At 68.1% G+C, this 14,888-nt stretch carries 10 protein-coding genes; 2 read left to right on the top strand and 8 right to left on the bottom strand.

Annotation, left to right across the window (positions count from 1 at the left end; genetic code table 11):
- Positions 1 to 164 precede the first annotated feature (164 nt).
- From VEC57_20575 to VEC57_20610, 8 genes are all read right to left on the bottom strand, one after another.
- The gene (locus VEC57_20575) at positions 165 to 1,295 is read right to left on the bottom strand and encodes a hypothetical protein (GenBank protein HYC01539.1); all 1,131 of its coding nucleotides are present in this window, start codon (positions 1,293 to 1,295) and stop codon (positions 165 to 167) included.
- Positions 1,292 to 1,666 carry a limonene-1,2-epoxide hydrolase family protein gene (locus VEC57_20580; protein ID HYC01540.1) on the bottom strand — a complete coding sequence of 125 codons (375 nt, stop codon included), beginning with the start codon at positions 1,664 to 1,666 and terminating at the stop codon, positions 1,292 to 1,294. The genes VEC57_20575 and VEC57_20580 overlap by 4 nt, the downstream gene beginning before the upstream one ends.
- 9 nt (positions 1,667 to 1,675) lie before the next feature.
- Complete coding sequence (locus VEC57_20585) at positions 1,676 to 3,562, bottom strand: potassium transporter Kup (protein HYC01541.1); 1,887 nt, start codon at positions 3,560 to 3,562, stop codon at positions 1,676 to 1,678.
- 66 nt (positions 3,563 to 3,628) lie between these two features.
- Complete coding sequence (gene fusA, locus VEC57_20590; protein HYC01542.1) at positions 3,629 to 5,707, bottom strand: elongation factor G; 2,079 nt, start codon at positions 5,705 to 5,707, stop codon at positions 3,629 to 3,631.
- Between the two features lie 97 nt (positions 5,708 to 5,804).
- Positions 5,805 to 6,584 (bottom strand): type III pantothenate kinase, encoded by a 780-nt coding sequence (locus VEC57_20595; protein ID HYC01543.1) that lies wholly within the window; start codon positions 6,582 to 6,584, stop codon positions 5,805 to 5,807.
- Positions 6,572 to 7,678, bottom strand: a complete 1,107-nt coding sequence (locus VEC57_20600) for a biotin--[acetyl-CoA-carboxylase] ligase (GenBank protein ID HYC01544.1) — start codon at positions 7,676 to 7,678, stop codon at positions 6,572 to 6,574. Before VEC57_20600 ends, VEC57_20595 begins: the two co-directional genes overlap by 13 nt.
- Entirely contained in the window at positions 7,675 to 8,559 is an 885-nt protein-coding gene (gene nadC / locus VEC57_20605; protein ID HYC01545.1) for a carboxylating nicotinate-nucleotide diphosphorylase, read from the bottom strand. Before nadC ends, VEC57_20600 begins: the two co-directional genes overlap by 4 nt.
- Before the next feature lie 2 nt (positions 8,560 to 8,561).
- Positions 8,562 to 11,222: a valine--tRNA ligase gene (locus tag VEC57_20610; GenBank protein ID HYC01546.1), complete on the bottom strand. Its 2,661-nt coding sequence runs from the start codon at positions 11,220 to 11,222 to the stop codon at positions 8,562 to 8,564.
- A 493-nt stretch (positions 11,223 to 11,715) separates the two neighbouring features.
- Here VEC57_20610 and VEC57_20615 point away from each other — a divergent pair, with 493 nt between their 5' ends.
- A complete protein-coding gene (locus VEC57_20615; GenBank protein HYC01547.1) occupies positions 11,716 to 14,007 on the top strand; it encodes a hypothetical protein in 2,292 nt (763 codons plus the stop codon).
- Positions 14,008 to 14,159: 152 nt separating this feature from the next.
- Positions 14,160 to 14,639 (top strand): VOC family protein, encoded by a 480-nt coding sequence (locus VEC57_20620; protein ID HYC01548.1) that lies wholly within the window; start codon positions 14,160 to 14,162, stop codon positions 14,637 to 14,639.
- Positions 14,640 to 14,888 lie beyond the last annotated feature (249 nt).

A 14,888-nucleotide genomic window follows, 5' to 3' on the forward strand; every position in this document is an offset into this window, starting at 1 on the left:
GCCGCGGTAACTGTGCGCGCAGGCGGCGCTTTTGTGCCAGACGGCAACGGCGGCCGGCGCTCTCGATGGGCGAGCGCAGGCTGGCAGCGGCGGCCATCCCGCCAACGCGAAAGCAGGCGGTTGCAACTGCGCCGCTCGCGCGCAGCTGCACGGCTCGGCGCAGTTCAGCGGTCGTCGCCGGCGGGCAGCGCAGGCGCGCGCAGCAGCAGAAGATCGGTCGGCCGGCCACCGGTGCCGAGCGGCTGCTGCGTCAGGCGCTGGCCGCTGTCGGCGGCGAACACGTGCACGCCGCGCGAGCCGAAGATGCTCTCGGGCACGAACAGGTTCCCGCTCCGGGGATCGTGGGCGATGGCGGGCACGGCGTATCCCACCGACACGTGCAGCTCGGGCCCCTTCTCCACTCCATGCTCGAACGAGAAACGCTTCAGGTGCGAGGACAGATCCAGGTCGGTGCTGTAGACGAGAAAGCCGCTGCTCGCAGAAGTCATCGCGAACGGGCCCAGATCGGCGCCCGTCTCGCCGTCGGCCTCGGCGATGGCGATGCCCTCGCTCTGGAGCGTCGCGAGATCGACGATTTCGATGCCGCCTGCATCGAAAAAGCCGCCGGTCGCGCTGACGAGCAGCGTCTGGCCGATCGCCTGCATGCGATGCTTGGGCGCGGTGCCGGCAAGCTCGATGCCCTGCACGCCGGCCGCCTCGAGATTGGCATCGACCAGCGTTTCCGAAGCCAGATCCACCACCGCCAGATAGGCCGGCGACTGCAGGCCGCCGGGCGCATTCTCGTTGGCGCGGCGGATCTGGACGAAGAGCCGGTCGCCGGCGATGAGCATCGCGCCGAGATCCGGAACGCCGTCGTCATCGGCGAAGGCCGACAGGTCGACGACCTCGCTTGCCTGACCCGTCTTCGGATCGAGCCGCAGCAGACTGGCAACGCCCTGGCGCGTCACATAGGCGCGCCGGCGGCCGATGACGGCGATGTCCTCGGGAGGATGCTGCGTGCCCAGCGCGAGCGTGCGGCGAATCTCCCAGTCGTGCTTGGCAATGACGGCGACGCTGCCGTCGCGGCGGCTGAGGACGTAGAGCTTGCGCCCTCGTTCCTGCACCACCGAGTCGGCGCCGACGACGAGCGGCGGCTTGACCTCCGCCCAGGGAGCGTCCGCCGCCAGCACACGAATGGTGCCGGCGTTGTCGGTGTCGTCATTGGCGACGACCGCGATGCGTGCAGCAGCGGCGCGCGCCGGCAACAGCGCCAGCAACAGCGTCGCGAGCGCCGCCAGAACGCGGCGCCGCGTCACATGCCGGTCTGGCGCGTCCAGGTTGCCAGGTCGAAGTAGTCCCGCCATTCCTTGATCTTGCCGTCCTCGAGCTCGAAGACGCCCGCCACCGGCAGCTCCACCGTCTTGTCACCCATCCAGAAGCGGTCGACGCGCTCGGTGAAGACGAGATTGCCCTGCCCCACCAGCTGCTTCATCTCCCATTCGATCTTCTGCGAGATGGGCAGGAACATGTCGAATACCTGCTCGATGGCATCCTTGCCCTGGACCGCGGGCATCGGGATGTTGTGGTAGATGGCGTCGTCGGCGAAGTAGCCGAGCAGCTCCTGACAGTTGCGACGGCTCCAGGCCTTGCAGAAATCCAGTACGATCTGTTCGTTGCTCTTGGTCATGCGCGGCTCCTAGATCTCCACCTGCTGCCCGATCTCGATCACGCGGTTGGGCGGCACTCCGAGATGAAGATAGGCGCCGTACGCATTGCGGAACAAGAAGTCGTAGAGATGCTTTCGCCACGTCGCCAGTCCCGGCTTGCGGCCTACCACCAGAGTTTCACGACCGAAAAAGAAGGTGGCCTGCATGGGATCGATGTCGACCCCGCGCGCGCGCAGCAGATCAAAAACCTCGGCCACACTCGGAGTTTCCATGTAGCCATAGCGCGCGACGACGCGAATGAAGTCGGCGCGATACTGGTGGACACGGATCCGCTCGTTGGGACGAAGGTGCGGTGAATCGGCCACGCGCAACGTCAGCAGCACCACGCGCTCGTGCAGCACGCGGTTGTGCTTGATGTTGTGCAGGAGCGTGCGCGGGACGCCTACGCCGCGGGCGTCCATGACGATGGCGGTTCCCGAGACGCGGCTGACGGGGTGGGCGGTGAGGTCGCTGAGAAAATACTCCACCGGCAGTCGCGCCGCCTTGGCGTACTCGTCGAGCAGGTCGTGGCCGCGGCGCCACGTCGTCATCACGATGTAGATGAGCGCAGCCACCAGCAGCGGCACCCAGCCGCCCTCCAGCAGCTTGGTGGCCGCACCCGCGGTGAAGCCGAAATCGACGATCAGGAAGCTGCCCGACAGCGCAACCGACCGGGCTCGCGACCAGCCCCAGCGCCGCCGGGCGCACACGCCGAGCAGGATCGTGGTCATCATCATCGTCAGCGAGACCGCGATGCCGTAAGCGCCGGCGAGCGCGCTCGAGCTCTGGAAGCCGACCACCAGGGCGATCGTCGCGATCATCAGCGCCCAGTTGACCACCGGCACGTACACCTGTCCGATTTCGTGCGCGGACGAATGCTTGATCTCCACGCGTGGCGCGAAGCCGAGCTGCGCAGCCTGGCGGGTCAACGAGAAAGCGCCCGAGATGACCGCCTGCGACGCGGTGACGGTGGCCAGCGTCGCGATGAACACCAGAGGGTAGAGCCCCCACGACGGCGCCATGTTGTAGAACGGGTTTTCCACCGCTTCCGGATGCGTCAGCAGCAGCGCGCCCTGGCCGAAGTAGTTCAGCGTCAGGCACGGCAGCACCACCGCGAGCCAGCCCAGACGGATGGGCGCCCTGCCGAAGTGACCCATGTCGGCGTAGAGCGACTCGACGCCCGTGACGACGAGCAGCACCGAGCCCAGCGTGAAGAAGCCTTCTGCGCCGTTGTGCGCGAAGAACTGCACAGCGTACCACGGGTTGTACGCCGTCAGCACGCGCGGCTCGATGATGACCCACGCCAGACCGAGCGCGCCCAGCACCGCAAACCAGATGCTGGTGATGGGCCCGAAGATCGCGCCGACCAGACCCGTGCCGAATCGCTGCAGCGAGAACAGGCCGACCAGGATCGCCACGGCGATGTAGACGACGAACGGACGGAACAGCGGCGTGGCGACTTCCAGGCCTTCGATGGCGCTGAGAACCGAGATCGCCGGCGTGATCATTCCGTCGCCGTACAGCAGCGTGGCACCGATGACGCCTATGATCACCAGGACGACGTTGCGCGGCACATTGGCGCGGTCGGGCGGAACCACCAGCGTCAGCAGCGACAGGATCCCGCCTTCGCCGCGGTTGTCGGCGCGCAGCACGAAGACCAGGTATTTGATGGTGACGACGACGATCAGCGACCACAGCACGACCGACAGCAGGCCGAGCACGTTCATCTCGTTGACCGGCAGCTCGTGATGCCCGAAGCACTCGCGCAGCGCGTACAGCGGACTGGTGCCGATGTCGCCGAAGACGACGCCGAGGGCGCCGAGCGTCAGCGCGAACAGGCGGCTGTTGGAATCCTTGGTCGCGACCGCTTCGCTCAACTCCCCTCTCCTCTTCCCTGGAACGCGTCAGGCACCCGTCGCCGAAGACGGAGGGCGCCGGTCACGTCAGGCGTGCGCGGCGTCCTTCTTGGAGTCGGCGACGATCTTCGCGATCAGGTGCTCGGGCACCGGATCGTAGTGCGAGAACGCGATCTCGAAGCTGCCGCGCCCGCTCGTCATCGAGGTCAGGTCGGGCGCGTAACGCAGGACCTCCGACATCGGCACCTTGGCACGGATCACCTGGGAGTGCCCGCGCTGCTCCATCCCCTCGACCTTGGCGCGGCGCGAGTTGAGGTCGCCCATGACGTCGCCCATGCACTCGTCGGGCACCGTCACTTCCAGCGAGACGATCGGCTCCAGCAGCGTTGGCCTGGCCTGCGCCACGCCCTCCTTGAAGGCCATGCCTGCGGCGATCTTGAACGCCATGTCCGAGGAATCGACGTCGTGGTACTGGCCGTCGTAGACGCTGACCTTGACGTCGACGACGGGATAACCGGCGATGACGCCGGCGCGCATGGCCTCCTGCACCCCCTTCTCGATGGCCGGAATGTAGTTGCGCGGAATGACGCCGCCGACCACGCGATCGACGAACTCGAAACCGCCGCCGCGGGCCAGCGGCTCGATCTCGATCCAGCAGTCGGCGAACTGTCCGTGGCCGCCGGTCTGCTTCTTGAGGCGGCCGTGCGACTGCACCTTGCCGCGCACCGTCTCGCGATAGGGAACCCGCGGCGCTTTGAGAACGACGCCGACACCGTACTTGCGCTCCAGACGCTCGCACGCGACCTCGACGTGGAGCTGGCCGGAGCCCGAGACCAGGATGGCGCCGCTCTCCTCGTCACGGTCGATGTGCAGCGCCAGATCCTCCTCGCACAGCTTGATCAGGCCCTGCGCCGCCTTGTCCTCCTCGCCGCGCTTTTTGGCCTCGACCGCGAAGGAGATCGCCGGCGTGACCGCCTCGAAGCCGGCAACTTCCACCGCGTGCGCCTGATCGGCAAGGGTCTGACCTGCCCGCGTGGCCTTGAGCTTGGCCACCGCGACGATGTCGCCAACGGTGGCGCTCGGCACCTCCACCGTCTTGCGGCCTTCGAGCTTGAGCAGATGGCCGAAGCGTTCCTTGTTGCGCGTCTGCGTGTTGACGACCGCGGTCTCGGTGGTGACGGTGCCCGACATCACGCGGAACACCGACAGGTGCCCGACGTGCGGGTCGACGATGGTCTTGAAGACGAAGCCGGCAAACGGCCTGGAAGGATCGGGCGGAAGGATGATGTCGTTGCCCTTCTCGTCCTTGGCTGCCACGCCCGGCAGCTCCACGGGCGCCGGCATCAGATCGACGATCGCATCCAGGAGCTGGGCGATCCCTACGTTGCCCGCAGCGGACACGCACAGCACCGGCTGGACGTTGCCCGCGGCGATTGCGGCGCGCAGCCCCGCCGCCGTCTCCTCGGGCGTCAGCTCGCCCGCCTCCAGGTATTTCTCGAGCAGCGTGTCGTCGCCTTCGGCTGCGGCCTCGACGAGCTGTCCATGCAGCGTCTCGACGGTGGCCGCCAGGTCCGAAGGCACCTCGGCGGGCTTGAACTTTCCCGAATCGCCTTCGCAGGCCAGAGCCTTGCCCGAGAGCAGGTCGACGACGCCGGTCATCCTGTCGCCGGACTTGACCGGCAGCGTCAGCTGCACGGGCTTGGCATCGAGCTGTTCGCGCAGCTCGCCCAGGCGCGCCTCGGTGTCCGCCTCGTTGCGCTCGCACTTGTTGAGCACGAACAGGATCGGCAGCCCTTCGGCGCGTGCCCAGGTCCACACCTTGTGGCTTTCGGCGCGCACCGGCGTGGCGGCATCGATCACCAGCACGACGCCCGCCGCCCCGCGCAGCGCGAAGCGCGTGTCGGTCACGAAGTTCCCCTGCCCGGGCGTATCGAGCAGGTTCAGCTCGTGCTTGTTCCAGGTCAGGCGGGAGATGGACGTGGTGATGGTGCAGCGGCGGCGCATCTCTTCGGGCTCGGTGTCGAAGAGCGAGGTCTCGTCGTCGACGCGGCCCAGGCGGTTGTTGCCGCCGGCGGTGAAGACCATGGCATCGGCGATCGAAGTCTTGCCGACGCCGCCCTGACCGATCAGCGCGACGGTGCGAATGCGCGAAGGTTCGGTTGCCACGAACAATCCTCCTTCCGATTGGAGTCAGGTCTTGCATTCGAGCATTTCACCCGAGCCTGCCGGGATCCTGCCGTCATCCTTGCAAGACCGGACACCTCTAGTTCCTCTCGTAGACCAGGCGCAGGCCGTCCAGCGTCAGGAACTCGTCCACGTCCTCGATCGTCGTCGACTGCGCCGCGATCAGCGGCGCCAGACCGCCTGTGGCCAGCACGCGACACTTGACGCCTTCCTGCTTCTCGATCTGGCGCACCACGCCGTCCACCAGCTCGACATACCCGTAAGCGATTCCCGATTGAATGGCGTGCACGGTATTGCGCCCCACCACTCGCGGCGGACGGGCGATCTCCACGCGCGGAAGCTTGGCGGTACGGGAGTACAGCGCGTCCAGGCTGATGCCAATGCCTGGCACGATGACGCCGCCGAGGTACTCGCCCTTGCCGGTGACGAAGTCGAAGGTGGTGGCGGTGCCGAAATCCACGACGATGGTCGCGCTCTTGGTGCGCTCGTAGGCGGCCACCGCGTTGACGATGCGGTCGGCGCCGACCTCGCGCGGGTTCTCGTACAGGATCGGCATGCCGGTCTTGATGCCCGGCCCCACCACCAGCGCGCGCGTCTCGAAATAGGTGAGGCTGAGCTCCTCGACCACGCCGGTCAGCGGCGGCACGACGCTGGAGACGATGACGCCTCCGACCTTGGGAGGCGTGACGCCGGAGGCCTGGAACAGGCTCCACATCAGGATGCCGTACTCGTCGGCCGTGCGTTCGGCCGCGGTGCAGAGGCGCCAGTGCCGCGTCAGCGTCCTGCCGTCGTACAACCCGATGACCGTGTTGGTGTTGCCGACGTCGAAGGCCAGAAGCTGGCCGCTCAGGGCTGCCATCCGTCGTATCCTCCTTGGAGCGTGACGTCACCGGCCAGCACGCGGCGGACGCTGCCGGTGTCGGTCTGGAGCAGCAATGCGCCGTCGGTATCGATTCCCACGCAAACGCCGGCGCCGACCTCCCCTGCACCGCCGACGCGGACCATCCTGCCTTCGAGCACCGACAGCGCCCGCCAGCGCGGGGAAACGGCCGCGAACCCGCCGGCCACATAGGCATCGTAGAGATCCTGCAGGCGCGTGAGCAGGCGCGCGGTGAAGGCCGCGCGATCGACGATGACGCCGGTTTCCATCCGTACCGAGGTCGCCTTGCCGGCAAGCTCGGCACTGAAGTGCTCGGGCTGCGAGTTCAGGTTGACGCCGATGCCGGCCACGATCGCCGACACGCGTTCGGTCTCGGCCTCGATCTCGGTCAGGATGCCGGCGAGCTTGCGCAGGCCTGTCGCCTGAGCGCCCGCGCCGTGGCCGCCTGGATGCCCGCCGCCGGTCTCGAGCCGCTCGGCCGCGTTCGCTCGCGCCGAGTCGACGGGCTCGGCCCGCTCCGGTCGCGCTGCGACGACGACGTCGTTCGGCCACTTGATGCCGCATCGCAGCCCTTCCTCACCGACGGTCTCGGCAACGGCCACGCCCGCCACCAGCGCCAGCTGCGGCGCTTGGGCCGGCACGATCGACGGGCGCAGCAGCACCGACATGTACAGATTCAGGCCGCGCACCGACTCCCAGGTTCGTCCGAGGCGGCCGCGCCCGGCCGTCTGCTGCTCGGCGATGACGACCGTGCCTTCGGGAGCGCCTTCGCGCGCCAGTGCCATGGCATCGGAATTGGTCGAGCGCGTAACGTCCAGGACGGTGATGCGCGAGCCGAAGCGACCGCCGCTCATCAGCGCCTCGATGGTGCTCGAGCGCAGCTCGTCCGGCTGCGACAGCAGGCGGTAGCCGCGCGCGCGTGCTCCTTCGATGCCGTAGCCCTGGCCCTTGAGGACCTCGATGTGTTTCCAGATCGCCGCCCGCGTTATGCCGAGCCTGGCAGCCAGCGCCTCGCCCGAGATGAATCCGCCTGCGTCGCGCAGAGCGGCGAGCACGCTCTGGCGGCTGCTCATACGAGAAGCGTGACCTCCATGCTGACGTCCGCCGACCTCGCCGAATGTGTCAGGCGTCCCATCGAGATCGCATCGGGCCCGGCCTGGGCGTACTCGACCACCGTCTGCAGCGTCACGCCCCCCGAGACTTCGATGCGCGCGCGGCCGGCGATGAGCCGCACGGCTTCGGCCACCTGCGCAGGCGTGAAATTGTCGAGCAGGACCGCCCTGGCGCCGGCATCCAGCGCCGCGCGCACCTGATCCAGCGTGTCGCACTCCGCCTCGACGTCCATGTTGGCGGGCGCGCCGGCCAGCGCGGCGCGCACCGCTTTGTCGATGCCGCCGGCGGCGACGACGTGGTTGTCCTTGATCAGAACCGCATCGAACAGGCCCATGCGGTGATTGCTGCCTCCGCCGCAAGCCACCGCGTACTTCTCCAGCCGGCGGTGCCCAGGCGTGGTCTTGCGCGTGTCCAGGATGCGCGTGCTGCAGCCGGCCTCGCGCACCATCGAGACCACGCGCGCCGTCTCGGTGGCGATGCCGCTGAGCTGGCCGAGGAAGTTCAGGAAGGTCCGCTCGATGGTCAGGATGCCGGCGGCCTCGCCGTCGATGACGCAGAGACAGGCTCCGGCATCCACGCTCGCGCCGTCGGCCACGATGTCGCTGAGCTGCAGCGACGCGGCGCCATGGCCGGGCTCGCCCATGGCGGCGAGCTCTTCGCGAAGCGGCGCGAACAGCAGCATGCCCGCGACCACCATCCGCTCGCGTGCAATGACGCGGCCGCGTGCCCGCGTTCCCTCCGGCACCGTGAGGCGCGTGGTGATGTCGCCGCTGCCGACGTCCTCCTCCAGTGCCAGCCGCAGCAGGCGGCGGAGGCGTTCGTCGTCGGCGAGCGCCCGCACGGCTAGGCGGCGCCTCCGGCCTGCTCGACGCGCACCAGGCTGCTTCGAAGCGTTTCGCGCTCCTGCTGCGCGGCGGCCTGCTTGGCCAGCTCCGCTTCGATGATCTCTTCGGGCGCGCGCGCGCGGAACTTCTCGTCGGCCAGCTTGGCGGTGAAGCGCGACAGATCCTTTTCGACGCGCGCGATCTCCTTGCGAAGGCGCTCGGCTTCGGCGGCAAGGTCGACGTGCTCGGCAATGGGCACGGCAATCTCGCTGCCGGCAACCACGGCGGTGGCGCAGCCTTTGGGAGCCGAGCCGCCGTAGTGGACGGCGCCCAGGCGCGCGAGGCGGCGCGCCATCGGCTCGTTCTCGCGCACCACGTCGGCCACCTCCCCTTCCTTCAGCCACAGGTCGAGCTCGATCTTCGGCGCGATGCGCATCTCGGCGCGGATGTTGCGCACGGACCGCACCACGTCGATCAACGTCTCCATGCGGGCGTCCACCGCTGCGTCGCGTAACGCCGGCTGCGGCTCGGGAAACGGCTGCGTCATGAGGAGCGCGCCGTCGCCGCCGGTGCGGGCGCCGGCCGGAAGCTCCTGCCAGAGCTCTTCGGTGACGAAGGGAATGATCGGGTGCAGCAGGCGAAGCAGCGTCTCGAGCGTCGACTCGAGGGTCTGCAGCGTCTCGGCGCGCTCGGCGTCGTCGCCGTCGAGGGCGACCTTGGAGATCTCGATGTACCAGTCGCAGAACTCGTTCCAGGTGAAGCGGTAGAGCGACTGCGCCGCCTCGTTGAAGCGATAGGCGTCGAGCGCCGCGCGCGTCTCTTCGATGGTGGCGGCCAGACGCGAACGGATCCAGCGGTTGTGCAGGCTGAGCGCAACCATGGTGGATGGCGCGCCGCCGTCGAGCGCGCCTGCGGCGCCTTCGCGCTTCAACGCGACGTAGCGCGCGGCGTTGAACAGCTTGTTGCAGAAGTTGCGGTAGCCGGCGATGCGCTCCTCGGAGAGGCGCACGTCGCGGCCCATGGCAGCGAAGGCGACCAGCGTGAAGCGGAAGGCGTCGGCGCCGTACTCATCGATGATGACGAGCGGGTCGATGACGTTTCCCTTCGACTTGCTCATCTTCTGCCCGTGCTCGTCGCGCACGAGGGCATGGATGTAGACGTCGCGGAAGGGCACCTCGTCCATGAACTTCAGGCCCATCATCATCATGCGAGCGACCCAGAAGAAGATGATGTCGAACCCGGTCACCAGAACCGTCGTCGGGTAGAAGCGCTGCAGGTCCGGCGTCCGCTCGGGCCACCCCATCGTCGAGAACGGCCACAGAGCCGAGGAGAACCAGGTATCCAGCACATCCTCGTCCTGCCGCACGGGCCCGGCGCACTTCGGGCAGGAGGTGACGTCGTCGCGCGAGACGACGACGACACCGGGGCACGCATCGCAGTACCACGCCGGAATCCGATGGCCCCACCAGAGCTGGCGCGAGATGCACCAGGGGCGGATGTTCTCCATCCAGGCGCGGTACGTCTTCTCCCAGTGCGACGGCACGAAGCGCGTGCGCCCTTCGTCGAGCGCCGCCAGAGTGGCGTCGGCCATCTGGCGGACGTGCAGGAACCACTGGTCGGACAGCATCGGCTCGACCACGTTGCGGCAGCGGTAGCAGGAGCCGACCGCATGCTTGTGATCGTCGACGCGCTCGAGCGTGCCGTCGGCGGCGAAGCGATCGATCAGGGCGGCGCGGCAATCGGCGGTCGTCATGCCGGCGTAGGGTCCCGCCTCCGGCGACATGGTCCCGTCCACGTTCATCACCGAGACCATCGGCAGCCGGTGGCGAAGGCCGATCTCGTAGTCGTTGGGATCGTGGCCCGGCGTGATCTTGACGGCGCCGGAACCGAAGGAGCTGTCGACGTAGGTGTCGGCGATGACGGGCAGGAGCCGGCCGATGACGGGAAGGACGACGTGCTTGCCGACGAGGTGCCTGTAGCGCTCGTCGTCGGGATGCACGGCCACGGCCGTATCGCCGAGCATCGTCTCCGGGCGCGTGGTGGCGACCGAGATGTGGCCGCTGCCGTCTTCGAGCGGGTAGCGCAGGTGCCAGAGGTGGCCCGGCTTCTCCTCGTGCTCGACCTCGATGTCCGACAGCGCGGTGCGGCAGCGCGGGCACCAGTTGATGAGGTAGTGGTCGCGGGAGATCAGGCCCTGCTCGTAGAGGCAGACGAAGACCTCGCGCACGGCGCGCGAGAGGCCGGCGTCCATGGTGAAGCGCTCGCGCGACCAGTCGCACGAGACGCCCAGGCGGCGCAGCTGCTCGAAGATCTTCCCGCCCGACTCTTCCTTCCAGCGCCAGGTGCGAGCCACGAACGCCTCGCGGCCGAGCGCGTGGCGATCGGTGCCCTCGGCCAGGAGCTGGCGCTCGACGACGTTCTGCGTCGCGATGCCGGCATGGTCGGTCCCGGGGACCCACAGCGTCGCGTCACCGAGCATGCGGTGGTAGCGCGTCAGCACGTCCTGCAGGGTGTTGTTGAGCGCGTGGCCCATGTGCAGGGAGCCGGTGACGTTGGGCGGCGGAATGACGATGGAAAAGGTACGCTCACCGGGCTGCGGCGGCGTCGGCGCGAACGCGCCCGCCTCTTCCCAGCATTGGTACCAGCGGCCCTCGAAGGATTTCGGATCGTAACCGGACACGGGGCTGGCGGTTTACAACGCCCGGGGGCGGCGTTCAAAAGTGGGGGACGGTCGGCGGTCCGGCGCGGCATCGGCGGCGCCGGCATCGGCTCGAGAAGGACGCCGCGGTGGCTGCGCTCGCGGCCCGGCGGCCACGGATGCCGACGCGTCTTGGAGCCGAGGCCGGCGGCGGCGATGCGTACGCTACGGGCCCGCGGTCGACGGGCAGCGAGCATGCGCCTCGGCAAGAGTCTTCCAACTCGCGAAGACGACACACGGACACCACGCAGCAGCGCTTTCGTTCACGACATGTCCTGCGACATGTCCCTGCACGATGCCGCTTCGCCCGCTGCACGGCCCACCGCAGACTCATCCCGCCTCGGCTGAGAAAAATATCACGCCGCGCCAACCCCGCAGGGCCATTCCGTCTTTCTGCATGTCGGGCGATTCCTACAATGACGGTGGAGGCGGGCACATCGAGTCGCCGGCGTACGTCCGGCAGGAGGGTCTCGCAATGCGGTTTCGTTGGCTGCCGATCACGGCAGCATCGCTGTCGTTTGCCCTGTTCTCCGCGCCTGCGTCGGCACTGGTCGTACCTTGCCAGAACAACGCCGACTGCGATGACGGACTTTTCTGCACCATCAACGAGGCCTGTGATCCCGTGCTCGGATGCATCCCGGGCACGCCGCGGCTCTGCGAGGACGAGTTCCTGTGCACCGTCGACGTCTGCAACGAGATCGACGACACGTGCCTGCACACGCCGAACGATCTCCTGTGTGCCGACGCGAGCTTCTGTGACGGCGCCGAGGTGTGCAACGCCCTGCTCGGATGCCAGGAAGGCACGCCTGCCTGCAACGACGGCGTGCAGTGCACTGTCGACAGCTGCAACGAGGCGGTGGACGTCTGCACCAACCTTCCCGACCACGGTATGTGCGACGAAGGCTCGATCTGCACCCCCGCCGGCTGCACGCCGCCCGTGATCTGCGAGAACGATGGCGATTGCGACGACGACGTCGGCTGCACCGTCGATTCGTGCAATCAACAGCTCGGTGTCTGCACGAACCTGCCCGAGCAGAGCGCGTGCGACGACGGCAACCCCTGCACCACCGACCTCTGCCTGCCCCTGCTCGACTGCCAGCACGTCTCGCTGCCCGACCTCGATCTGGATGGCCGCTGCGACGTCTTCGACAACTGCCCCGTCGAGGCCAACCCGGACCAGGCGGATTCGGACTGCCCCGATCCCACCTTCGCCGAGGCGGGCGGCTGCCTCAGTGGCGACTTCGATCCGCTCGGCGATCCACGCCGCGGCTGCTGCGACGGCGGCGACGTCTGCGACCTCTGCCCGGCCCGCGCGATCGGCTCCGACGGCCTGCAGGCGTGCAACATCACGCGCTCCGGCGGCATCAACTGCCCTGCCGAGAGCGGCTGCACGCTGACGACCACCGACGGCTGCATCAGCGTGAGCGTCCCGCCCGGTGCGCTCGAGGCGGACCGTAGCATCTCGGTCACCGATCACATCGATGAGGCGCAGAACCTGTTGCTGCGCGATTCGTTCCTCTATCAGATCGGCCTGCGTCCCGAGGACATCGCTCCCACCGCTCCCATCCAGGTAAGCGTCTGCTGGCTCGACCGCGACGCCGACGATCTCGCCGACGAAGGGACGTGCGAAGGTGACAACGGCACGGTGGACCTGGGACTGTCGTGCGATCACGACGACGACTGCACGTCCGACTTCTGCTCGCGCCCGTCGACGACGCCCGAGCGCAACCTGCTGCTCAAGCGCAACTCGGAGCCGTTTTCGGGCGGCGGCGCGTTCGCCGGCAGCTTCTCGTGCCAGGACCACGACGCGACATCCTCGAACGACAACGCGTGCGATCTCGCCGCCGCCGACTGCTCGGAGGCCGGCCACATCGACGGCCGCACGCTGGCCGGCTGCTGCGACATGCAGAACAACCGCTGGACCGTCTCCACGTGCCGCTTCAGCGAGTTGGTCTTCGGCGAGTTCGCCGGCGACCTGCTGGCGGGAGCGGGAACGCGGCTGAACGACTGCCATGCCGAGTGGAACACGGTCAACCCGCACAACGACCCGCTGCGCGACGCGCAGGGCCTGCCCAGCATCGATCAGGTCTGCCGCGACGGCGATCCGCTGTGCGATCACGACGGCCAGGCCGACGGTGCCTGCACCTTCTCGGTCGGCGTCTGCTTCAATCTGACCGACCGCCGCATGACCGACGGCAACGCGAACCGGCTGTGCACCTCGACGGACATCACCGAATGGCGCATCGACGGCGAGGGCGTCAGCATCGCGTCGCTGCGCAATGCCGTGGCGGCGCTTGGCGGCGAAAAGAACACGGGCGGCGTCACCTTCGCCTCCGCGCTCGACGACGCCAACGCGTGCACGCGGCTGGTTCCGGTCAAGGTTGCGCTCGACGGTGGCCAGGACACGACCGTGCAGCTGAGGATGGCCGCCTCGACAGGACTGTCCACCGACGCTCCGACGCTTCCTTCGCCCACGACCACGCTGCCGCCGCAGGATCCGCTGTGCGGCGACCTCGACGGCAACGGCAGCGTGTTCGGCTCCGATGCGCTCTCCACGCTCCGGTCGGCAGTCGGATCCCGGACGTGCGATCCGGTGCTGTGCGACGTAGACGCGGACGCCATCGTGACGGCCACCGACGCGCTCGGCGTGCTGAATACGGCCGTCGAGAAGGAGATCGAGCTGACGTGCGGCCGCGGGCCGCTGCCGTCCGACCGTGATCGCCTGCGCCTCACGTGCAGGCCCGCGCTGGAGCCGTTCCAGCCCTAGGCTGCCGACGGAGGCCGAAAGCGCGCGGACTTCTCTCCTCCCTGCTGCGCTTTCGGCCTCCGGTCGAGCAAGGGGACGGGCACGATTCCCGTAATTGTGCCCGTCCTTTTTTTGTGGCCCTTTGCCGTCACCCAATCCAGCGGAGGACGGACGTGAGCGACAGACCATTTCGTGTGCTCGGCATTCAGCAGATTGCGGTCGGGGGACTCGACAAGGGCAAGCTGCGGCGGCTGTGGGTGGACACGCTGGGCCTGACGGTGACGGGGACCTTTCGAAGCGAGCGCGAGAACGTCGACGAAGACATCGCCGTGGCAGGAACGGGGCCTCTGAAGGTGGAGGTCGACCTGATGCAGCCGATCGACCCGGAGAAGAAGCCCAAGGTCCAGGACCCGCCGCTCAACCACATCGGCCTCTGGATCGACGACCTGCAGGCCGCGGTGGCCTGGCTCGAGCAGCAGGGCGTGCGCTTCACGCCCGGCGGCATTCGCAAAGGCGCAGCCGGTTTCGACGTTACGTTCATCCATCCCAAGGGCAGCGAGGAATCTCCGATCGGCGGCGAGGGTGTGCTGATCGAGCTGGTTCAGGCGCCTCCCGAGGTCGTCGCGGCCTTCGCCAGGGTTGCCGGCACCTGATCACCGCACCGGCGGTGCCCGGAAAGCACCACGGGAATCGGAGCGGCCTTCTCGAAGGTTGCCGGAGGTTGCTTTCCGCTCCGGCGGCTTGACCCGAAGCGGACACCGGCAGCACGTCGCCGCGGCCGGTCCGCTCGCCGCCTCCGCGACTTTCCTCACCAAATCCGGCAACTCTGCCTATTTCGGGGGCCGGATGTGCTGGCACATCCTCATCCTGCGGTTCTAGACTCGGAGCCTGAGCAACTCCGG

It is taken from the genome of Candidatus Limnocylindrales bacterium, assembly GCA_035626395.1.
Taxonomy (GTDB): Bacteria; Desulfobacterota; Binatia; order UBA1149; family CAITLU01; genus DASPNH01.